The organism is Terribacillus jepli (genome assembly GCF_047228925.1).
In the GTDB taxonomy this organism is placed as follows: Bacteria; Bacillota; Bacilli; order Bacillales; family Amphibacillaceae; genus Terribacillus.
In genome coordinates this window covers 81,843-103,351 of record NZ_JBFEGH010000004.1, presented here as the reverse complement: position 1 = coordinate 103,351, position 21,509 = coordinate 81,843, and the positions used below count along the sequence as shown (strand labels likewise).

The following is a 21,509-nucleotide window of genomic DNA, read 5'->3' as shown; positions in this document are numbered from 1 at the left end:
GTAGCCTTTTTTGGTCAGTAAATACGCAGTTGTAATTCCTGCAATCCCCCGCCGACTACACAAACCTCTGTTTCAGTGTCATCCTGCAGTTTCTCAAAGCTTGGAAGCTTGCTTTTGTCTATCCAGTAAGATTCATATTTGCCAGTCGACATATAGTGACAACTCCTTTTTTGTTCCTCTTTACCTTATTCAAGGAAAGATAAACAAAAAATCCACTGCCTCTTGGCAGTGGATTCGCTTAGTTTTCCTGGAAGAACTTGCGGTTGATCTCAATGTACTTGGTTTCTTCCGCTGGTACCTCATCTTCCATGAAGATCGCTTCAACTGGGCATACCGCTTCACATGCACCACAATCGATGCAGATGTCAGGATCGATATAGAACATATCTTTGCCTTCCGCGATACAGTCAACCGGGCAAACTTCCATGCATTCGCCGGCTTTTTCCGCTTCACATGGGGAAGTAATGACAAAAGCCATGTGTACAGCCTCCTCTACTACTATGAATGAACCGGCCATCAGACTCGGTTTCTTTCCAGGTATACTGCGACTTCGCAAAATACAAACGAACTATATGTATTTATACCCTATCGATTCAAATTATAACAACAATATTCGATAATAACAACGGGCGTAGTCAACAATTTGACAGCTTGCCCCCTCACCATATTTACTTCATACTTGACATACAATTTAGAAAAGGAGGCGATCCAGATGGAAATAATACTGCAAGAAGGCTGTCAATTGAGTACCGTGGCGACAATGTTCCACCTTCCGACATATGTACTGTTTGCTGCAAATCCGTTTCTATCCACCCATGTAAAGCCGCAACAGCCCATACAGGTCCCAGGCTATGCCCCCGAATCTGTCATGCTTGATGAGGATATGTCAGATGCGGAAGTAGCATCTGCCTTTAAGATTCCCCTCCGGCTGGTTCACCTGCTGTATGATACTTCCTATTTTACCGCGGGGTCAATGCTCTTGCTCCCCCGTCGGGTGACCGAGCCAGTGACATGTTTCCGTCAGCCGTATGATTATGCCACATGCCTTCAGGATATCCGATTACTTCACCAGATTTTCCCCTTTTTCAGAATGCGTACAATTTACAAATCCATACTGGGAAAACCGATGACCGAGCTCCGAATCGGCAAAGGAAAGAAGCGAATTCACATAAACGCAAGTTTTCATGGAAATGAATGGATCACTTCTTTGGCTCTGATTCGATTTGTCAATGACTACTTGGCGGCTATCGCACATGACAAAAAGTTCTTCGGGTATCCTGCAAGTAAATTATATCGGGATGTAACACTTTCGATTGTTCCGATGGTGAACCCGGACGGAGTCGATCTTGTCATCCATGGCAGCAAGACTGCACATGAGTATGAAGAACTTGTCCACTTTTTGAATGAAGGTTCCAGTGACTTTAATGGATGGAAAGCAAATATAATTGGAGTCGATTTGAATAAGCAATATCCTGCCAAATGGGAATATGAACAACTGAGGAAACCGAAACTTCCTGGACCTCGTGATTTTCCCGGCCGCACTCCCCTGACTGAACCGGAATCGATCGGGATGTATGAGCTTGTCAACTCAGGGGATTTTGATTCAGTGGTTGCGTTGCACACACAAGGAGAGGAAATTTACTGGAGTTTCGAAGGGAAAGAGCCTCCTGGCGCTGCCAAGATTGTATCGCAGATGGAGCAGCTCAGCGGATACAAAGGTGTAAAGGAACTGGATAACTATGCGGGCTTCAAGGATTGGTTCATAGCTTCTCACCTGCGGGCGGGCTTTACACTGGAACTAGGCAGAGGAGAAAATCCCCTGCCCATTGAACAAGTTGATACAATCTATGAAAAACTGTGCATCCTATTAATGGTCATCCTTACGAGTGAAACTATTTAAGCATTCCAGATACGTTCCACCATATAACTTCCTGCTCCGCGCTGTACAAGAAATACATCCGGGTTGGTGAAACCTTTCCAATGGGAAAATCCGATATCAGTCTGGAATTCCTTCAGTAAAATCGCTAGGAGATTACCGTGTGTCACCAATACGACGTTTTCAAGCTGCTCTTGTGCTTCGAGTTCATCGAGCAGGCCACGTATGCGGATTCTGGCGTCATTCGATGATTCGCCGCCGGGCAGCCGCAAATCAAAATCAGCAAATGATTCTTCCAATACTTCTAGCCAATCGTCGACGGGCTCTTCGCTCAAAATACGCTCCTGCAGCCGCCGGTCCAGCTCGATCGGTATATCGGCTGCATCAGCGAAAGGCTTGATTGTCTCGACGGCCCGGAAGAAGGGACTGGAGAGGATGCGCTGGATCGGATAGTCCTGCCGTTTCAAAAAAGCAGCAAGCATCCGGGCTTCGTTAATACCTTCATACGTTAGCGGTGAGTCTTTGTGCTGTCCTTCTGCATTACAATGACGAACAAGAATGATCCTTTTCACAAGCCCCATCTCCTTCTAGCTATGCATAGCCTTATTATCGGTTAACCATCGAACAATTACAAGCACTGAAAAACACCAATCAACGAAAAAAGGCTAACCTTTACTAGGTTAGCCTTTAACTTGCCAGTTTATTACACTTCCTTGAAATAATCCTTCCGGAAAGCACCGACCCGGTTTGTATTGTCGACAATAAATATGAATTCTTCCGTTTCATTTTTAACATCATAGATTTTCCCCGGTGTCAGCGTCGTATTCACGACATATTTTTTTGCATTTGTGTGGACACATTCCACTTGTTTGATCGTTTCAGCATCTTGCCAATGTTTGTGTATCATCATATTTCTTCCTTCCGTTGTTGTTTCTCAAGCTTCGGCAGCGTCCACTGCAGCAGCAGCGGCAGCACAAGGACGACAAGCAGCAGCCTGATCGTCTGCAGGGAACTGACAATGGACGGATCTCCGCCTGTCATCTGGGCCGTCAATGCCATCTCAACGAGCCCGCCCGGCGCCATGCTGAGGACGGAGGTGGCCATGTTCAATGAAGTGAACATACTGAATAAAAGCCCTAGTCCGAAGCAAAGCAAAATAAGCAGCAAAGACAGACCAGTATAATAGAGACAAAGTCTGCCAGCTTTTTTTAAATCCCTTATAGAGATAGAATGACCCAAATAGACACCGATTGTCAACTGGGCTACGACGAAAAATAAGTGCGGGAACTGATACAAATGCATTCCGCTGACTTGCAGCATCGCTGTAAGCAGCATCGGTACAATTACTAAAGCTGACGGAATGAATCGGTTTGTCAGACGGGCGATGATGTACATGATGCCATATAATCCGATCGTCCACCAAGCTCCTTGCTCGGTCTGAGGCAGTTGTACTGCTCCTTGAGCACCGCCATCCATGAATAAGTGGGTGGCAGCAAACGGTATGATGAAAAGGATGCTGACAAGGCGTATCGTCTGAAATATCGTCACAAGTCCAGTATTGGCCTTCATGGATTCACTGAGTGCCGATACAGCAGACAAACCGCCCGGTATGCTCCCGAGCATGCTTGTTTTCATATCGACATTCACCCATTTACTGACCACATAGGCATTGACCATGCAAATGACAATCAAAAGCAATGTCAAAAGCGTATAGATCAATAAATAAGGCTGTACATTGTGAAATGTATGTACTGTAAACGTATTGCCGATCTGGATACCAAGCAGCCAATAACTAATTTTACGGAGCGGCTGGGAAGCGGCAGTCTTGTTATTCCAAATGATTTTGGAAAGCAAAAGACCAGTTACCGGGCCGAGTATCCAGGGTAATGGCAAATGCAGCAAAGTGAAAAGACCGCCGCCTATGACGGCAATCAGATAAGACTTCAAGATGGAACGTAATGAATCGCTTCCCCCCATTGAAATCAGGACCTTTCGCTTTTCGGTTTATAGAACCATCCACCGATGGCGATGACAGCCATCACAATCCAAAATGTTGCATTCCACCCCGCAGAGTCAGGGAAATGTTCTGGAATGATTACCAAAGCAGGATGTGCCAATGTGTGGATGGCCAATTTGATTGCGACCCATCCAATGATCAAATAGGCTGCTGCTTCAAGACCGGGACGCTTGTCCAGGATTTTTACGATATAAGAAGCTGCAATCCGGATAAGAATCAAACCTATCATACCACCTGCCAATACAACCAAGAATTGTCCGCCATCCATTCCTCCGATATGCGGCAGCGGTGTAGCTGATAAGGATGTTGCCAATGCCACGGCTGTCAGGATGGAATCCACTGCAAAAGCAATATCGGCCAGTTCCACTTTCAGAACAGTCATCCAGAAACCGGAGTTTTTCTTGCTGAATGGACTCTCTGCTTCTTCCTCTCCACCGTTTTTCTTCAGTTTGATAAGGTTCGAGATACAAATATATAGCAAATAAAGAGCACCTAAAGCCTGGATCTGCCAAATATTCACTAAGAAGCTGACAAAGAATAGGGAGGCGAATCGGAAGATGAATGCTCCTCCCAGACCATACAATAAAGCTTTTCGCTGCTGTTCAGCGGGCAGATGTTTTACAATGAGCGCCATAACAAGCGCGTTATCAGCTGCAAGCAACCCTTCCAGTCCGATCAGGACCAGAAGGATCCAGCCATATTCAATCAATAATGTAGAATCCATTCTCATACTCCTTGTCCAAAATAATGCTCTTGTTCCATCATGTAGCGAACAAGAGCAGAGCTGTTGCTGTATTTATTTACTTGAAGAGATACAAATATTCTCCGTAACCTTCTTTTTCCATTTCGCTGACAGGAATGAATTTCATCGCTGCGGAATTCATGCAATATCGCAAACCGCCTGTCGCTCTTGGACCATCCTCAAAAACATGTCCAAGATGGGAATCGCTTTCTGTGGCCCGGACTTCTGTTCTCACCATCCCGTGTGAAAGGTCCATATTTTCCTTCACTTCATAAGAATCGATCGGTCTGGTGAAGCTTGGCCATCCGCATCCAGCGTCATATTGATCTTTGGAAGAAAACAATGCTTTGCCGGATACGACATCCACATAGATTCCTTCATTGGTGTTGTTCCAGTACTCGTTTTCAAAAGGACGCTCCGTTCCATTCTCCTGCGTGACATGGTATTGAATCGGCGTCAGCATTTCCTTCAGCTTGTCTTTGTCTTTTTTTGGACTCCAATGCTGCTTGATGAAATCCTCCCGGCCGGATCCGCGCTTGTACATCTTGTAATGGTACCTGTTCTTTTTGTAATAATCCTGATGTTTTTCTTCTGCTGGATAAAACGGCTTGGCAGGCAGGATAGGGGTAACGATATCTTTTTGGAACCGTCCGCTCTCCTGCAGCTTCGCTTTTGATGCTTCTGCCGCCTGCCGCTGCTGTTCATCATGGTAAAAGATAGCTGTTTTATAAGATTCACCACGGTCGTGGAACTGACCGCCTGCATCGGTCGGATCGATTTGCTGCCAGAACGTTTCCACCAGCTTTTCATAAGGGAAAACATCCGGATCAAAAGTAATCTGGACAGCCTCGACGTGGCCGGTCGTGTTCGAGCACACTTCCTCGTATGTGGGATTCGGTTTGTCGCCGCCTGTATAACCGGAGACTACGGATTCGATACCAGGACGTTCCGTAAATGGTTCGACCATGCACCAGAAACAGCCTCCTGCAAAAGTAGCGTGTTGTAATGCCACGATAAATCCCTCCTTCAATGTATGCTATATATTTTCCTCTTTTGCGGAAAAAAATCAAGTAGCATGCTTAAATATACAATTTTGGAAGGGACTCTCCAGACTTGGTTTGCTTCGCTTTCTGCTCGGAAAGTTTCTCTTTTTCCTTTTTAACGGAAATTTGTTCTTCGTTTTCTTGCTTGCTTTTATCTTTTCCTTCCGTCTCTGGCGCTGATCCATCTTCTTCGTCAAAATCGATGTCCTTTAAGGCTTTCATCATTTTCAGCATGGAAGGCAAGTTCTTCACCATCGGTCCATATTCCTGTACCATCGGCATGAAGGACTCCGCTGCCTTTAGTGCATTTTGCGTATGATTCAGCATGTCAAGTAACGATATTCCACTAGAAGAGCTGCTGCTTGCCGCTGGAAGAGCTGCCGGGGTCTGTGCACCATTTCCCCGGTTCAGAATCCTTTGCAGGATGCCAGGCAGCCCCCCGTTGGAACGCGGGGGCTGCTGAAAACCTCCTTGATTGGGAAGAAACGGATCTCGCCGGACAGCTGGCTGGCTGCGTCGTCCAAAAACATTAGGACCGAGTGGATTTCTTGCCATTCTCATACCTCTTCTCACGTCAATATTTCTATCAGTTTACGCAAGCAAGAAGTATTTTGTTCCATTCTATTCTGCATCGAGGTAATATATTTCCCTGATTGGCTCTCTATTTCCCGGGCAAGCGCAAGATTCCCCTTCCATCTCCATTTGGGGCGAAGGTTTTTGTCATTAATTGACGCTTGATAACGAAACAAGCTGATACGTACAAATGGTTCGCTCCTCTTTCAACGTCAATTCGACAATGATAGCTCTGCCTATTTCGTCGGTATCTTTCGCGCGCTTGATATCGATGACCTGATGCAGGGGAAATAAGTGATAACCCTGAAGTTCGAGCTGAAAAATATTTTCTTTACTGTCAATTCGTTTTTCTTTACCTTCTGTACGCAGGACAGTATCAAAATTGATTGGTGTTCCCAAATCTTTTCCTCCTTACTGGAAAATGAATTTCGCAGATGATCCCGTGGGGGAAGTTTCAATCTGTAATTTCGTATGGATTTCCTCTTTCAGCTGCGGCACGTGGGAAATGATTCCGAGCACCCGATTACTTGCCTGCAGTCCTTTCAAGCTGTCAATGGCCTGCTCTAGTGACACCTCGTCGAGTGTCCCAAACCCCTCATCAATGAATAATGTTTCCAATTCCACACCGCCGGCATGCGCCTGGACAACATCAGACATTCCAAGTGCAAGGGAAAGTGCTGCCTTGAAGCCTTCACCGCCGGATAATGTTTTGACCGGGCGTTCCTGTCCGGTGTGATGATCGACTACTTCAAGATCCAAACCGCTTTGGGCACCGCGTTTGGCAATTTGCCCGCTTCGTTTTAGCTGATAGCGATGATCAGTCATTTCCTCCAATCGGATATTCGCCTGAAGGATGATTTCATCCAAGAAGCTTGTCAGCACATAGCGCTCAAAGGAAAGTCGCAGGCCGTTGTCGCCTTTGGCCAGATTAGCCAATTCGCCAATATCATAATACTGTGCCTTCTGTTCGGCTGCTTCTTCCTGGAGGCGCGACAAGCATTCCATGATATTTTCATGATGGGAAGCATAGCTCTTTGCCGCATTCAAGCTGCTATTCTTCGCTTCAACTATTTGCTCTGCTTCTGTCACAGCTTGCTCAAATACAATGAGCTCCGGTTTTTCCCGCTGATCCGTCTGCTTACGCAATGTTTCTATCTGTTCAGCGTTACTAATGCGCTGCTGTGCATACCGATCAACTTCTTCCTGGATGATTCTTATTTCTTGTTCCGTACCTCTGGCCAACCGATATGCTTCCGTATTGGCAAAACCAGCTTCTCCAAGCTTAGCAAGAAACGTTTGTTCCTCCTGCTGGTACGCTTGCTCCAAGTCAGCTGTGAACTTATCTGTCGACTCCAAAGCGGCTGCTATTTGCTCTTTGCTTCTGGAAATCTCCTCGTACTGGTGCTGCAGCTCTTCCCATTTCCTGAACGCGGCTTCGATTGCCGCTTCCTCTTGCTTGATTTTCTGTTCCCATTCAGCATGGTCCACAAGCACCTCAGGAAGCTGCTTCCGTTGATAACTTATTTCAGCTTCGGCGCGATGGTATGTTTCTTCGAGTTTGCGCAGTTCAGCTTGGAGCTCCTCCGCTGCCTTCTCCTCTTGAACAAGCGTTTGTTTAAGTTGATCGAGCATCTGTTTTTTCTGCTCGATTTGCTTTCTCTCTGCTTGTTTGGTGCGTAAGGAAGCAGCCGTTTTGTCTCTTTCCGTTTGGATGCGGGTTTTTAATTGTTCCAGTTCAGTGTGATCGAATGACGTTTCCCCTGTAATGTTCCGATAAAGCTCATCGGTTACTTGCCTGATTGCCTGCCCATTCGATTTTGCTTCTACATATTTTTTCTGTACTTCATCATATGCACGCTGGGCATCATCGAGCATCATTCTCTTTTGTTTCAACAGCTCGAATGATTGGATATGCGCAGTTGTCTTGGCTGGGGAAGGATGGACGCTGGAGCCGCAAACAGGGCAGGGCTCTCCTTCTGCCAGCTGTCCGGCAAGATGGGCGGCGTGATGGGCAGCTTGGGCTTCTTCCATCTTCGCAATTTCCTCCCGAAGTCTGAGGACATCGTTTTCTTTATCCTGCAAAAGCTGCTTGGTCTGCTGATAGACAGTACGCATTTCCTGCAACTGTCGGAAAGATTCTTTCAATCGTACTGCTTCTTCCAGTTGGCGTTCGAGTTTCTCATACGTCCCTTGTTCCTCAAAGAAAGCCTGGATCAGAGCAGCTTCCCCGCTTAAATCTTGTTCGAGTTTACTTTGTTTAGTTTTTTTATCTGCATGTGCATCATTTAATTTGAGCAATCGCTGTTGCTTATCTTCCAGCGTCTTTTGGATACGAACCAATTCCAGTTTACGTTTCTCGTATTCCTTCCACTTCTCGAACTGCTGCTTCTCCAACTGAAGCTGTTCCTGCCGTTTAAGGCGCTTTGGCTCCTGCTCTTTTGCCTGTGTGTAAGAAGATTTAATCGTGATATACTGCTTTTCTATGAGATCTTTTCGTTCCTTCGTCTCCTGCTGTGCTTTTGTTTGACGCTGCCATTCCTGTTTCCTGGCAGCAAGCTGCCGCTCGTATGGAAGCAGACGGCTCGCACGCTCCATGTTCATAAGCTGCTGCTTTTTCTGTTCGATATCAGGTGATTTTTGTTCAAGCTGCTCTTTTTGTACAAGTGCTTGTTCAAGCTGTTGGAATATATCCAGCAATTGTTTCGCTTCATAATATTGCTGCTGGCGTTCCTGCCAGTTTTTTTTATGCTCTACAAGCTCTTGCTCACCTTCTTTTATGCTGGCAGTAATAGCTTCCAATTCAAGCTGCAGCTTTTGCATCGTTTCTGGTACGCTGTCAGATTCTACTGGCACTTGTGTGCGCCATTCGATTTTGCTGATTTGCTGCTGTTCCTTCCATTCCGTCTGCTGCAGATTTTCCTTTAATTGCTTCGCTTCATCCTTCAGTGCTTCTGTCATTCGTTCATAGAAATATGTGCGGAAGATGCGCTGGAGGATTTCTTCCCTTTCTTTGCTGTTTTCAGAGATAAGCTTCCGGAATTCTCCTTGGGGGATCATGATCATCTTGCGGAATTGTTCATAGTCAAGGCCGATTTTTTCTTCGATGGCTTCATTTACTTCTTTGACCCTGGACGAAATCAGTACCTTTTCCCCGTCTTTCCATTCATAAAATTCCGCTCTTGCCGGATCATCTGTAAAACCTTCGCCGCGCTCTTTTTTCTTTTGCTGTTTCGGATAGCGGATAATCTCGTATTCCGTACCGCGAAGTGCAAAGCGGTAGCGCACTTCTGTCGTTTCGCCTGGTGCTGCGAAATGACTGCGGAGGGAATCTTGATCGCGGTCACTGCCGCTGGCCCGTCCATATAAGCTATAGCAAATAGCATCAAATATCGTGGTCTTTCCTGCCCCGGTCGGACCTGTGATCAAGAAGATGGATTCTGCTCCAAGTTCCCGGAAATCGATGGTCTGGGCTTTATGATAAGGACCGAAAGCGGTCATTTGTAAAGTGATGGCACGCATATCAGCTTCTCCTCTCTTGCTCGACCAGTCGCTGGATGATTGCTTCCATATGTTTCTGGCGGTGTTCCGGTATAGCCTCACCTTTCATTTCCTCATAAAAGGCGGCAAAAAGCTGCATATGTGACATGCGTTGTTTTTCTTTGATTTGTTTGATATCGGACATGCTGCTTGCCCCAGTCTTTGCTTTGCGTTCCAACCGCAGGATGTTCGGATAAAGCTTGCGAAGTTTACCCATTGGATCCAGCAGCTGTCCATCATCCAACATTCTGATATGCAGGTAGTCGTCTTTGCTTCCTGCCGTCCCTTCCATTAACTCATCAAAATAACCTTCTACGATGCGCATATCACGTTTGGGGATTAGGTCTATCTTCTCGAATGAACGAAATCCGGCAGCGTCCAGTTCCACCATCGTAACCGATTTTTTATGGGTCGCTTCCGAAAATGAATATTTAAGCGGTGAACCGCTGTAACGGATATGATCACTGCCGATTCGCTGTGCTTGATGCAGATGTCCGAAAGCTGCGTAGGTGAATGGTTCGAAAAGAGCTGCATCCACATACGGACTTCCTCCGATCATCGACAACCGCTCTTCCGAGTCGGATTCCATACCTCCGGCAAGGAAGGCATGTCCAACAAATACATGTCTTTCAGTCATATCGTACGTATCGGTAATGTAGGTAACGATGCGTTCCATTGCCCGCTGGTGGGTCGTGATGCTCTCATCGTCGAAAAATGCCCGTACATCAGCTGGTTCCGTATACGGGATAAGATGAAAACGTACAGGGCCATGCTCATCTTCCAAGGTGACGGGCTGCATTCCCTGCCGCAGCTTCGTTTCGATGAATAGCTTGCTCGCTCTGAACAGCTGACTGCCAAAATCAAGACGATCCGGACTGTCGTGATTGCCGCTGATCGACAATACTGGAATTTCCTTCTCGCCGACCAGCCAGTTCCATGTATCGTTCAGCAACTCCACTGCATCACGCGGCGGAATCGCCCTATCATATAAATCGCCTGCTACGATGACCGCATCAGGCTGTTCTCTATCAATTATCACTTTGATCTGCTCCAAAATGAAGGCCTGATCTTCTGTCATATGTACGCTGTTGACAATCTTACCAAGATGCCAGTCAGCGGTATGCAATAGTTTCATACATATTCCTCCTGCTATTATTCTAGCATGATTTGTAAAGGGGTGGTATGGGAAGAACGGGTAGAATCCATCAGTCTTGCTTGTTTCTGTGAAAAGGGCATTTGAGAGGAGAGGTATTGTCATCATGAAGAAAATATTGCTTCCATTCATGATTATCGGGGTGGCCGTATGCATTCAAATCTGGATGGATGTCACTATCATCGTAGGCAATTATACGTGATCTTATTTTCCGTTTGATACCGGCGGCTTTGGATTTCGATTCGAATTCCTTCAGCACCCATCTGGGTGTGACGGCAAGCATCATGCATGGGAAATTCCGGCTTTTCTTTTGCTGATGCGCAGGCGTTGCACAATACATGAAGTATTTCTCCCCTCCGAAACAATACTCCCACAACGCATTTTCAGGACTTTCAGGGATATCGTTCGGCCAGCTGGCTGGATCATAGGCCGTTGTCCTGCTGAGCAAGTCCCAGTAAATATGAAAATAAGAAGGCACATCCAGGCCAAGCTCCTTCTGCTTTGTTGTATCAAAGAAAACAATCAGGGAAGTATAAGCACCGAACTCCTTTGATTGCTGTCCATATATATGCAATAAATCAGCCAGCTGTCTGGCTGTGTCTTTTGTAGCCGGATCGCCCGCAAAACCAAAGCGGAACTGCCCTAGCCGGTGTCCGACTGTAGCCGGTATACAAGGGAATCTGGATTGCTGGTCGGATAATTCATGCTGAAAGGCAAGCAGTGCTTCTCGCTGCCATGAAGCCTCTGGGTAATGAAGGGCATTGGTCCCATCGGACAAAATCGCCATCGTATGTTCTCCTTTTCCTAGGTTCCCTAGCAGTCTATTCAGGAAGGAGATAGTGGGTGAATGACAGGAATCAAGATGACATGCGCCACGTGTGTTGCCGTTTGATTGGCTGAATGGCAAGGATCCGGTCCATCCGGAAAGTACGAAGCTGCTTTCGTAAATAGCAATAACCTGTCACGGATGCTTCATTGATCTTTTCAATTTTGACCTGACGTTTCGTCAAGGAGCCATCTTTCGCCATATAAATCATCATAACCTGCTGCTCCACAAATCTTATCCACGATGCTCTGTCCATTTGGATCCCTGCTTTCTTTGCCGAGTTTATATAAATATTATAATCGAACATACGTTCTTTGTCACTTGAAAAAGAACGTACGTTCGATTATGCTGTTAACAGGAGGAATGAGCTATGGTGAATGATCGGGGCAAGATCAAATGGACATCTTTAATGCTGCCGGAGCATGTGGAAATGCTGCAGCACATGGGACGGGAAATCGGCAAGGCAAAGCCGCCGATCATGGATGAGCAGCAGCTGGAAGAGCTTGAGCAGAAGGTGCGGGATATCGAGGTGGGGAAAACGAAGATCCGTATACTGTATAGAAAAGGGCAACAAGTAGAAACTGCTCTTGGAGTCGTGATTAGTCTGGAACAATCCGAACAATATTTGCTCTTGGATACACATGATTCCTTATATCCGATTCGCATACCGTTCCATCATATAATGGATATTTCATTGCATTAGAAAAGCCGCTCACATTAGGAGCGGCTTTTTGTATCATGCGACTTTAGCGTACCATGCTTTCTGAAGCAGCTTCATCGGAACGATAAGTTTTTGTGTCCAATTCACCAAGTGTCCGGCTTGTCACCAACCCTGATACCATGGATCCACTTACATTCAGCGCTGTTCGGCCCATATCGATCAGCGGCTCGATCGATATCAATACACCTGCCAAAGCAACTGGCAAATTCATCGTAGATAGAACGATCAAAGAGGCAAACGTAGCGCCCCCTCCGACACCGGCAACACCGAATGAACTGATCATGACGACGACGATCAAAGTCGCAATGAATGACGGAGATAGCGGATTGATACCTTGGGTAGGCGCAATCATGACTGCGAGCATTGCTGGATAAATACCGGCACAGCCGTTTTGTCCGATAGTGATCCCAAAGGATGCCGAGAAGTTGGCGATCGATTCAGGTACACCTAATTTATTCCTTTGTGCCTCGACGTTCAGCGGCAAGGTTCCCGCACTGGTACGGGAAGTAAAGGCAAATGCCAGGACTGGCATGATCTTTTTGACATATTGTTTCGGACTGAGCCCCATTATAGTAAGAATGAGCAAGTGGACAAGGAACATGGCAATCAGCGCAGCATAAGAGGCGATAACAAATTTACCCAATGTCGCGATTGCTTGAAAGTCGCTCCCTGCAACCGTTTTTGCCATCAAAGCAAGAATTCCGTAAGGTGTCAGACGCAATACCAATGTAACAATGCGCATGACAAGACTATGCAAGGATTCAATCATTTTTTGGAAGAATGCAGCTTGCTCCGGACTCTTCCTCTTTATTCCCAAGTAGGCCACACCTACAAATGCTGCAAATATAACGACTGCAATCGTAGAAGTAGCTCGTGCACCAGTCAGATCCAAGAATGGATTTGCTGGCAGGAATTCCAATACTTTTTGCGGAATGGTTGTGCTTTGTACTTCTGTCAAGCTAGTTTCCAATTCTTCTCCACGTGTCATCTCGGCATCACCTGCTGCAACATCGATTGCTTTTAAGTCGAACCCTGCAGCTGCCGCGATGCCGATAGCTGCAGCAATGGCTGTCGTCACCATCAGAGTTCCGATGACAAGACCGCTTATCTTACCGATATTCGATGATTTCTCGAGTCTGGTAAACGCAGCTACAATCGAAATGAAGACAAGTGGCATGACGATCATTTGCAATAGCTTCACATAACCGCTTCCCACCAAACCGAACCAGTCATTTGTCATGACAATGGTTTCGGAAGCCGGCTCATAAATCAACTGCAGTACGATTCCGAGTATGATACCGAGTCCCAATCCAGTCAGCACACGCTTGGAAAAGGAAACATGCTTCTTTTGCATATAAAAGAGCACGCTCAATAAAGCTAATAAAAAAATAATGTTCACAAAAGTGAATAAGTTCAAGTTAATCATCCTCCTTCTTATATTCTACAATTCCTATTAACTTAGTATGAATAGAACCTATACACCATAGCACGTTGGAAGGATTATGTAAATATTAAAGATGGGGTAGCGTCAGGAAAATGCAGATTTACAACAACGATAAGGAAAGTCCAGATTAAAAAGCCCAACTTCTCTACAAATCAAAATAGAGAAATTGAGCTTTTCAGTTACTTTATTTATTTATTGAATTCATTAACTGGAAGAAGTATTCAGGTTTATGAGTCTTATTTAGGTTATACCATGAATGTAATGCATCCGGTGTAAATACATCTATTTTTTTCAGTACCTCCATTGCAAATTCCAGAGGAGCTATTCCTGATGCAGTAACTAAATTCGCATCAGATACCGCAGATCCCAAATCATAGAACTTTTCTCCTTTATAGTTAGGACATACCATTTTAGTATATTCTAAGTTATTACTTGTATGTTTTCTAGTATCTAAGTATCCCATATTCGCGAGGCCCTCAGTTGCACCACAAATTGCAGCAACAATAGTGCCAAGCTTTAAAGCTTGGCCAATTCTTTCCAAGATAGGTTGATGAATTTTTTCACTCCAAGTAGCCCCTCCTGGTAAAATTAAAAGATCTTTACTCTCAAGAGTACATTCATCAAGGGAAATATCCGGTTTTATGCCCAGTCCTCCCATAGTAGTAATCATTTCTTTATTAGCTCCTACTGTAATTACTTTTAAAGGTGCTAAATCTTTTTTGAAATATCTTCCTGAGTTTAGTTCAGCAATTAAATATCCATATTCCCAGTCCGACATTGTATTAAATACATATAGAAATACTTTTCCTGTTTGCATCCAGTAACACTCCAATCACAATTGATATAGCCAAATATAACATTACTTCCCTGACACCTAGCGTCAGGGAAGTAATCAAATTTGATGAAATTTTATTAATTCCGACAAAACATCAATCATTCTTTTCTTAAGGCTGATTGGCTCAATAACTCGAATAGATTTACCGTACGTTAACAGTAAATAAGGTACATATGTATGTATCATATCTTTTTCAAGAAGAAAAACTGCTTGATTTGAAGTCCGTTCTTGTAAATAATGTCCTAAAAACCAATGTTGGCAAATATCAGCCAATACACTTTTATCCCCATTAATAACCAAAGAAATAATCCCTTCCTTATCTTCTATAGTTGGAAGAAGACTTTTCATAAAAAAGTCACGTGCTGAAAAATTTTCTGGCCGGTTAAACTTATTTTCGGTTAGCATTAGACTTTCAATTCGATCTACTCTAAAACTACGGATATCATTCCTAAGATGACAAAATCCAATCACATACCACTTATTATTCCAATAGATAATTCTGTACGGATCGACCAATCTATAATTTAATTGCTTTTCGCCACTTTTATGGTAAAGAATTTTTACTGAGTACCCGTCAGCTACGGCCTGCTCCAACTCCTTCAAAAAAGGTTTCATAGAGAGTGAACTTAATCGACTTATTACTTCAAGACTAGTTAAATGTTGGTTTATCTTTGTTTCCTGCTCTTGATTTGAGTATTTACTTAGTTTTGAAATGGCCCTATTTAGTGCTTCACCTCCATAATATCCGGCTTCTTCTGCAAAAACAGCAGCGTGAAAAAGTGAAGTTTGCTCCTCAAAATCAAAAAAAAGAGGAGCATCAATAAAATTGTTCAATAAAGTGTATCCACCGTTATGTCCTGGTTCTGAAATTATAGGTACGCCACTTGTTGAAATTGTATCAATATAACGATACACAGTCCTTATATTCATCTCTAACTTTTCTGAAATATGTTTTGCAGTAATTTTTTCACCTGAACGAAGCATCCATAGAATCGCTAGCATATTGTCAATTTTAGGCATATAATTCCACCTCTATATGAATTTTATTTTCTATTGTATATTTCCGATTTTTGATATAACTCATCAACTGTTACTTTCCGATAGCTTTCTATATAATGAGGCCCTAGACACATTTGTAATTTCACAAATTTGATTTACAGTCATATCTCCCTCTTTATAAAGCTTTACTACATAATTCATTCCTGCATGATTTTTATGGTACTTCTTTAACCGACCTTTAAACTTTCCTTCTTTCTTAGCCAGTTCAATTCCTTCACGCTGCCGCATACGGATAAGCTCACATTCTAATTGGTTTACACCCGCCATAAGGCTGTAGGGATTATCTTCTGATAAATCTAGCCATGTATCTTTTAAGGATTTTAAATTTGCTTTTTTACTCCGTATATTATCGATTAATTCAAATAAATCTTGTGTACTACGAGTAATCCAAGTTAAGTCCGTAACATAAATGATGTCACCTTCTTGTATATCCTCTAACATTTTTTGAAGTTGCTCACGATCTTTTGTTGCTCCGGACATGATAGTCAAATACTCAGTCTGTTATCAAAAAACCGTAAGGCTCAAGTAGAAATTCAGAAACAAAACTGAAACTTTCTTAACGTTGTTAAAAACGGGGGAATCGTCAGGAAATAGGTTTAGCGTTGTAAATCCGCGTTTTCCTGACGGTATCCCAAGGTTTATTTGTGCAACAAAAAATCCGGCCCACAAAAGGTGCCGGATTTCATTCAATCAGCGAAACGGAGCAAATCACCATTCAAGATGGCGTCCGAATAATAAAGCTCTTTATTCCGTTTCTCAAAATATGGCGAGCATTTGTTCATGTTTGTTTGCTTGCCGGATACTTTATCATAGCAAAGCTGAGCTGTATAGATGACATCTTCTGTCACGAAATCGCCGTCACGGAAGACGACGAAAGGATCGCGCTCTGGCGCAAGCAAATCTTGTCCGAAATTCGGATAATCAGCTGTATCCACACCGAGCAGATGCAGGATTGTAGGCTGGATATCGATTTGTCCACCAGGACTATGGAAGGTTTCTCCCTCCTGGCCTGGTACATGAATGATCAATGGTACCCGCTGCAAATCAAGCTCATCTGGGACTGACAGATCCTCATCCAAGTAGGACGCGATGCCATCATAATAGTTTTCGGAGATACCATAATGATCGCCGATGAGCACAATGATGGAATTCTCATATAAGCCAGAGCGTTTCAATTCGGAGAAGAATTCTTTGAGTGCTTCATCCTCATAACGAACTGTCTGGAAGTAGCGATCTACAACATCCAGCCCTGTCTCAGCCTCGTCCAATAACACGTCCTCTTCATCCAGCAGGAATGGGAAATGATTCGTTAGCAGCAGGAACTTGCTGTAAAATGGCTGCTTCAAATCCTCGAGATACGGCATGGACTGATCGAGGAAAGCTTCATCCTTGATGCCGTAATTAACCGAATTCTCATCCGATACTTGATAAGCATCCTTGGAGAAGAATCTATCATAGCCAAAAGCGTCATACGCTTCTTCCCTATTCCAAAAACTGCCGACATTGCCGTGGAAGGAAGCACTCTGATAACCGGACTCCGCCAGGATTTCCGGCATGGCGATGTATTCGTTTTCCGGCCGTCTTACGTATACGGAACCACTGGCAAGCGGGTAAAAGGATTGATCGAACATGAATTCAGCATCCGATGTCTTCCCTTGTGCTGTCTGATGGTAGATTTGGTCAAAATAAAAGCTGTCCTCAATCAAGCTGTTCATGAAGGGGGTGATTTCCTCCCCCTTGACTTTTCTGCCAATGACAAATTGCTGCGTCGATTCCAAGTTGACCAGGATGACGTTCTTTCCTTTGGCAACGCCGAAGTACTGTGACGTGATATCCGTATCGGCAGAATCCAGATAAGCAGCTGCCTTCTCATAATCCTGTTTTGTCGCAAACGTGCTGCTGAGCTCGGCTCGCACCGTTTGATAAATATCATATCCATGATAGTAAACAGGTCCGAGCGTGCTGACCATCGCCGATCGGTTATAGCTGCCATCATGCTGATCTCCCGCCCCGATATGGGAGATTCCAACATTGATTCCGATAAGCAGAGCAGTGAGGCTTGCAAATATCCCTTTATGCTTCCATTTGACAGAGATTGGTTTTGGTTTTTTGAGAATCCACCACGCAAGCAGGATCACTGTATCAGCGAATAGAATGAGATCGAGTGGATCCATCAACTCAGCCGTGCTCTGACTAAGACCGCCAACGTTCTTGAATTGGAATAGAATCGGCAGTGTGACAAAGTCGATATAAAAGCGAAAATACAATAAATTGCCATACAAAATCCCGGTCAAAATAATATGTAAAAGCAAGAATGCACCAGCACGCATTTTCTTCGTAAACAGATACAGCAATAACGATAAAATGACGATCGACGACAAACAGGACAAGAACAATTGTATGTAATCGAATGGCTCATATAAAGGTAAATCGAAATAGATAATGCAAATAAGATACATTTTACTCAAAAGGAGAACTGCTCCAATCGAACAGAATCCTTTAGCAGTGGTGAAAAAGTTCTTCAAACGAATGTTTCCTTCTTTCCGATCAGAGTGGAAAGTGTATCGGTAACGCGTTCCAAATCCTTCTCCTGATGATGTCCCATGACGGAAATTTGCACCCAATTGCGCTCGATAAGGTAACTGCTATTGCAGCTGATCAAATAGCCTTTTCGGGCAACTTCCCTGCCGACGATGTCCGCGCGAAGCTCTCTAGGCAGAACAATCGTGACGATGCCAGGTGTAAAAGCCGATTCTGTCAAGAGTGTCAGTCCTTTAAGCCTGCATAATGCGACTAGTTTTTCTGTCAATTCCCGAACCCGCTTTAACAGTTGTTTATCTTCCCATTGTTCGATTGCTGCCGATAAAGCACTTATCAAGTTGGAAGAGTGCGTGAATGGCGCGCTGTCATATGCATGGTAAAGGCCTAAATCCAAATAGCGCGGGATATTATCCGAGATCGGGATTGGATGATGGTAAAAGACGAAAGCTAAACCGGCGTAAGAAGCCAATCCTTTCCCGCTGCCTGCAGTTGCCATATAAACGCCCCGTAAATCGATTGCTACATTGCCAAGGGAACTGCAGCAATCCAGAATCAGTTTGCTGCCAATCTTGTTTGCTATGTATTTCAACCGGTCCATGTCTTGCAGCACACCGGTGGAAGTTTCCGAATGCACTGCCCAAATCCAAGCAGCATCAGTTGCTTTGGCTTCAGTCAGTACATGTTCATAATCGAAGCTTTCGCCCCAGGGGATTTCCAATGTGGCAAAGCGCAGACCTGCCCGCCTGGCATGATCAGTCAGCCGGGAACCAAACTCGCCATTCACAAGGATGAGACCATATTGATCAAGATTACGCAACTGCGCTGCCACCGCATCGTTTCCTAAGGTACCGGAGCCGAGCAGAATCTGGACATGAGCTGCATGAGTCAAACTTCTCAATCTCCCGCGAAGCTGATCGAGCTGATCAAGAAAAGCCGGTGCACGATGGGAACCTGCCGTCTCTCCCATCGCCTTTTTCACTTGCTCTGCCATCGGAACGGGTCCGGGCAAAAAACTGCTCGGCTCTTGCCTATTCTGGAGTATACGCTCAAAGGCACGTGCTTTTTTCTGAAACAACGATTCGGTCACATACATCGGCTGGAACTGTGCATCCCCGGTACCAGTCAACGGTCCAAATGGAACGAATCCCATATGCTTATATAATTTCTGCTGGCGTAAGATGCCGGAAATAACAGCCATATCAAAACCATTTTTCAAACAGTATTCGATAAGGGCTTCAGCCAGCCTGAAGAATACAAAACTATCCCGATATGCTTGCTCTACCGCAAGCAATCTTATTTCGCATTTAGCTGTATGCGGAGGTAGGTAGCGATCCAAGTCGTCCAATTTTTCATCTAATGAAAATGGCCTGACAGAACGGATAGCGATCATGGCAACTACTTTCTCTTTATCAATACCGATTATATATGTATTTTCCTCATTGAACCGATCGATTCTCTTACGTTCCCGATTGGCTTCGTGCTGTGGGATTTCCTCCGTAAACGTCCGGTAGTTGAGGGCGTGTATTTGTTCGAATTCCCATGGTTCGGTTGCAATTTTATAATATAATTGTGTCGAATTCATCGTATGTCACCTTTCGTTGCGTAAATAGCTCCAGGCAGCTTTCAAATGTGTATGATGAGCCGCCAAAATAAAGACAGTCACTACAACGTAAACAGCGATTGTCAGCAGATCAAAACGTAAAAGCGGAAGCAAAACGGCTGTACAGCCATATGCGAGCAGCCCGGAGATGCTGAATCTTCTCATGAAAAGATAGATACATAGAAATATAGCAAGCAGCAGGAAGGTTGCTTGATAGGAAAAGATGACAAGTGCCCCGAGGGACACAGCGATTCCTTTCCCCCCTTTGAAACGGAGTTGAGCCGGGAAAATATGACCCAATACTGCTGCAATGACACTCAAACCCGCAATAATTTCAGCCTGATTGCTCCATCGAACAAGCAAAACAGCAAGCATTCCTTTGACTAAATCAAACATAAGAACCAGAAGGAAACCCTTCTTGCCCATAGCCCTGCCTGCATTCGTTGCACCGGCATTCCCGCTTCCAGTCGTACGGATATCTGTTCCATGCTTCCATTTCATCATATAATAGGCTCCATTAAGCGAGCCAAGCAGATAAGCCAATAAGATGCTCACTAAAGCAAACCCAATGGATTCCATAAACTTACACCACCACCTAGCGATATTTCCATAGTATAAATAAATATCTGAACTTTCAATGACATTTGACAAAATTTTACCTAAAGATCCCATAAAAAATGCCTGCATCTAGTGATACAGGCATACAATTCATTTATTCCATAGTTTCATATGTCCGCCATAGCCGGTCAAAAACCTGCAGTGCCCCATGGAAAGGACTATTCCATTCCAGATATTCACTGATCTCATCATAAGATGCGCTATGTTTCGGGAAATTATGATCTGCAAACATCCAGTCAGCAAGTTTGCTTTCATCCGTGGGCTTTTTTCGACCCCGATATGTCATCATAAAATGGTAAAAAGATCGCATTCATTCACCTTCTTTCTGCACTGCTTCGCTTTTTGTCCAAACCGGATAAAAGATTGTCAATACGATCAGCAGGAAAAAGCAAGCCGGAGGCAAGAATACATACAGCATTCAGTTTTTCACCCGATCATATTGGATGAAGTAGTAATCGTAAGGATTCTTTTCATCCTTCATACCTTTTTCCCGTTTTGTTTCCTGCCATTCTTCCAAAGGGAAGTCGGGGAAAAAACGATCTGCAGGGAAGGTTTCTTCTATATACGTCATATAAATACGATCAGCGATATTCAATGTCTGCGAAAATATCTCACTTCCGCCGATAATGAAGATTTCTTGTTCAGAATGCTTGTCCGCTAATTCCTTCACTTCCTCCACGCTATGCAAGACAGTGACATCTTTTGCTTTAAACGCTTTATCCCGTGTAAGGACGACGTTGTCCCGATTCGGCAATGCTCCGTTCATCGAGTCGAGTGTCTTTCTGCCCATTACGATGATTTGGTTGGTCGTCTTCTCTTTGAAAAATCGCAAGTCACGCGGAAGATGCCATGGCATGTCATTTTCATATCCGATACCACGGTTTTGATCCATTGCGAATAATAGTGAAATCATACTGATCCTCC

General features: G+C 44.4%; 23 protein-coding genes and 1 pseudogene. 2 read left to right on the top strand and 22 right to left on the bottom strand.

Going from position 1 to position 21,509, the window contains the following annotated elements:
* Nucleotides 1-14: 14 nt before the first annotated feature.
* Together AB1K91_RS06365 and AB1K91_RS06360 are read right to left on the bottom strand one after the other, a co-directional pair.
* Nucleotides 15-152, bottom strand: a complete 138-nt coding sequence (locus AB1K91_RS06365) for a hypothetical protein (RefSeq protein ID WP_413088939.1) — start codon at nucleotides 150-152, stop codon at nucleotides 15-17.
* Nucleotides 153-238: 86 nt separating this feature from the next.
* Entirely contained in the window at nucleotides 239-478 is a 240-nt protein-coding gene (locus tag AB1K91_RS06360; RefSeq protein WP_093728423.1) for a ferredoxin family protein, read from the bottom strand.
* Nucleotides 479-712: 234 nt separating this feature from the next.
* On the opposite strand from AB1K91_RS06360, the gene AB1K91_RS06355 reads away from it, so the two are divergent.
* Nucleotides 713-1,900, top strand: coding sequence for a M14 family metallopeptidase (locus AB1K91_RS06355; protein WP_413088938.1), 1,188 nt, complete (start codon nucleotides 713-715; stop codon nucleotides 1,898-1,900).
* Here the strand turns inward: AB1K91_RS06355 and AB1K91_RS06350 are convergent.
* The 11 genes from AB1K91_RS06350 to AB1K91_RS06300 form a co-directional block, all read right to left on the bottom strand.
* Entirely contained in the window at nucleotides 1,897-2,448 is a 552-nt protein-coding gene (locus AB1K91_RS06350; RefSeq protein ID WP_413088937.1) for a histidine phosphatase family protein, read from the bottom strand. The two genes, AB1K91_RS06355 and AB1K91_RS06350, sit on opposite strands and share 4 nt — an antisense overlap.
* A gap of 131 nt (nucleotides 2,449-2,579) precedes the next feature.
* A complete protein-coding gene (locus AB1K91_RS06345) occupies nucleotides 2,580-2,783 on the bottom strand; it encodes a DUF6501 family protein (RefSeq protein ID WP_413089075.1) in 204 nt (67 codons plus the stop codon).
* Complete coding sequence (locus AB1K91_RS06340) at nucleotides 2,783-3,853, bottom strand: AbrB family transcriptional regulator (RefSeq protein WP_413088936.1); 1,071 nt, start codon at nucleotides 3,851-3,853, stop codon at nucleotides 2,783-2,785. The genes AB1K91_RS06345 and AB1K91_RS06340 overlap by 1 nt, the downstream gene beginning before the upstream one ends.
* A 5-nt stretch (nucleotides 3,854-3,858) precedes the next feature.
* The gene (locus AB1K91_RS06335; RefSeq protein WP_413088935.1) at nucleotides 3,859-4,617 is read right to left on the bottom strand and encodes a TerC family protein; all 759 of its coding nucleotides are present in this window, start codon (nucleotides 4,615-4,617) and stop codon (nucleotides 3,859-3,861) included.
* A 76-nt stretch (nucleotides 4,618-4,693) separates the two neighbouring features.
* Complete coding sequence (msrA, locus tag AB1K91_RS06330; RefSeq protein ID WP_413088934.1) at nucleotides 4,694-5,647, bottom strand: peptide-methionine (S)-S-oxide reductase MsrA; 954 nt, start codon at nucleotides 5,645-5,647, stop codon at nucleotides 4,694-4,696.
* 67 nt (nucleotides 5,648-5,714) lie between these two features.
* Entirely contained in the window at nucleotides 5,715-6,233 is a 519-nt protein-coding gene (gene vrrA / locus AB1K91_RS06325) for a VrrA/YqfQ family protein (protein WP_413088933.1), read from the bottom strand.
* A 168-nt stretch (nucleotides 6,234-6,401) separates the two neighbouring features.
* Nucleotides 6,402-6,650 carry a DUF2584 family protein gene (locus tag AB1K91_RS06320; RefSeq protein WP_413088932.1) on the bottom strand — a complete coding sequence of 83 codons (249 nt, stop codon included), beginning with the start codon at nucleotides 6,648-6,650 and terminating at the stop codon, nucleotides 6,402-6,404.
* A gap of 12 nt (nucleotides 6,651-6,662) precedes the next feature.
* A complete protein-coding gene (locus tag AB1K91_RS06315) occupies nucleotides 6,663-9,770 on the bottom strand; it encodes an AAA family ATPase (protein WP_413088931.1) in 3,108 nt (1,035 codons plus the stop codon).
* Between the two features lies 1 nt (nucleotide 9,771).
* Nucleotides 9,772-10,923 carry an exonuclease SbcCD subunit D gene (locus tag AB1K91_RS06310; RefSeq protein ID WP_413088930.1) on the bottom strand — a complete coding sequence of 384 codons (1,152 nt, stop codon included), beginning with the start codon at nucleotides 10,921-10,923 and terminating at the stop codon, nucleotides 9,772-9,774.
* A gap of 70 nt (nucleotides 10,924-10,993) precedes the next feature.
* Nucleotides 10,994-11,728, bottom strand: a complete 735-nt coding sequence (locus AB1K91_RS06305; RefSeq protein WP_413088929.1) for a YqcI/YcgG family protein — start codon at nucleotides 11,726-11,728, stop codon at nucleotides 10,994-10,996.
* 70 nt (nucleotides 11,729-11,798) lie between these two features.
* Nucleotides 11,799-12,023 (bottom strand): WYL domain-containing protein, encoded by a 225-nt coding sequence (locus AB1K91_RS06300; RefSeq protein ID WP_413088928.1) that lies wholly within the window; start codon nucleotides 12,021-12,023, stop codon nucleotides 11,799-11,801.
* A 114-nt stretch (nucleotides 12,024-12,137) separates the two neighbouring features.
* On the opposite strand from AB1K91_RS06300, the gene AB1K91_RS06295 reads away from it, so the two are divergent.
* A complete protein-coding gene (locus AB1K91_RS06295; RefSeq protein WP_413088927.1) occupies nucleotides 12,138-12,470 on the top strand; it encodes a YolD-like family protein in 333 nt (110 codons plus the stop codon).
* A 43-nt stretch (nucleotides 12,471-12,513) separates the two neighbouring features.
* On the opposite strand, the gene AB1K91_RS06290 is transcribed toward AB1K91_RS06295, so the two are convergent.
* The 9 genes and pseudogenes from AB1K91_RS06290 to AB1K91_RS06250 form a co-directional block, all read right to left on the bottom strand.
* Nucleotides 12,514-13,914 carry an L-cystine transporter gene (locus AB1K91_RS06290; RefSeq protein ID WP_413088926.1) on the bottom strand — a complete coding sequence of 467 codons (1,401 nt, stop codon included), beginning with the start codon at nucleotides 13,912-13,914 and terminating at the stop codon, nucleotides 12,514-12,516.
* A 202-nt stretch (nucleotides 13,915-14,116) separates the two neighbouring features.
* The gene (locus tag AB1K91_RS06285) at nucleotides 14,117-14,749 is read right to left on the bottom strand and encodes a type 1 glutamine amidotransferase family protein (RefSeq protein ID WP_413088925.1); all 633 of its coding nucleotides are present in this window, start codon (nucleotides 14,747-14,749) and stop codon (nucleotides 14,117-14,119) included.
* A 75-nt stretch (nucleotides 14,750-14,824) separates the two neighbouring features.
* Nucleotides 14,825-15,787, bottom strand: coding sequence for a helix-turn-helix transcriptional regulator (locus tag AB1K91_RS06280; protein WP_413088924.1), 963 nt, complete (start codon nucleotides 15,785-15,787; stop codon nucleotides 14,825-14,827).
* Between the two features lie 63 nt (nucleotides 15,788-15,850).
* Nucleotides 15,851-16,306, bottom strand: a pseudogene (locus AB1K91_RS06275) (recombinase family protein); the annotation flags it as partial.
* A 206-nt stretch (nucleotides 16,307-16,512) separates the two neighbouring features.
* Entirely contained in the window at nucleotides 16,513-18,351 is a 1,839-nt protein-coding gene (locus AB1K91_RS06270; protein ID WP_489686330.1) for an LTA synthase family protein, read from the bottom strand.
* Entirely contained in the window at nucleotides 18,348-19,949 is a 1,602-nt protein-coding gene (locus tag AB1K91_RS06265) for a GNAT family N-acetyltransferase (protein ID WP_413088923.1), read from the bottom strand. The genes AB1K91_RS06270 and AB1K91_RS06265 overlap by 4 nt, the downstream gene beginning before the upstream one ends.
* Before the next feature lie 6 nt (nucleotides 19,950-19,955).
* Complete coding sequence (plsY, locus tag AB1K91_RS06260; RefSeq protein WP_413088922.1) at nucleotides 19,956-20,546, bottom strand: glycerol-3-phosphate 1-O-acyltransferase PlsY; 591 nt, start codon at nucleotides 20,544-20,546, stop codon at nucleotides 19,956-19,958.
* 133 nt (nucleotides 20,547-20,679) lie between these two features.
* Nucleotides 20,680-20,895 (bottom strand): YozE family protein, encoded by a 216-nt coding sequence (locus tag AB1K91_RS06255; RefSeq protein WP_413088921.1) that lies wholly within the window; start codon nucleotides 20,893-20,895, stop codon nucleotides 20,680-20,682.
* Between the two features lie 108 nt (nucleotides 20,896-21,003).
* Entirely contained in the window at nucleotides 21,004-21,498 is a 495-nt protein-coding gene (locus AB1K91_RS06250; RefSeq protein ID WP_413088920.1) for a dihydrofolate reductase, read from the bottom strand.
* Nucleotides 21,499-21,509: the final 11 nt, after the last annotated feature.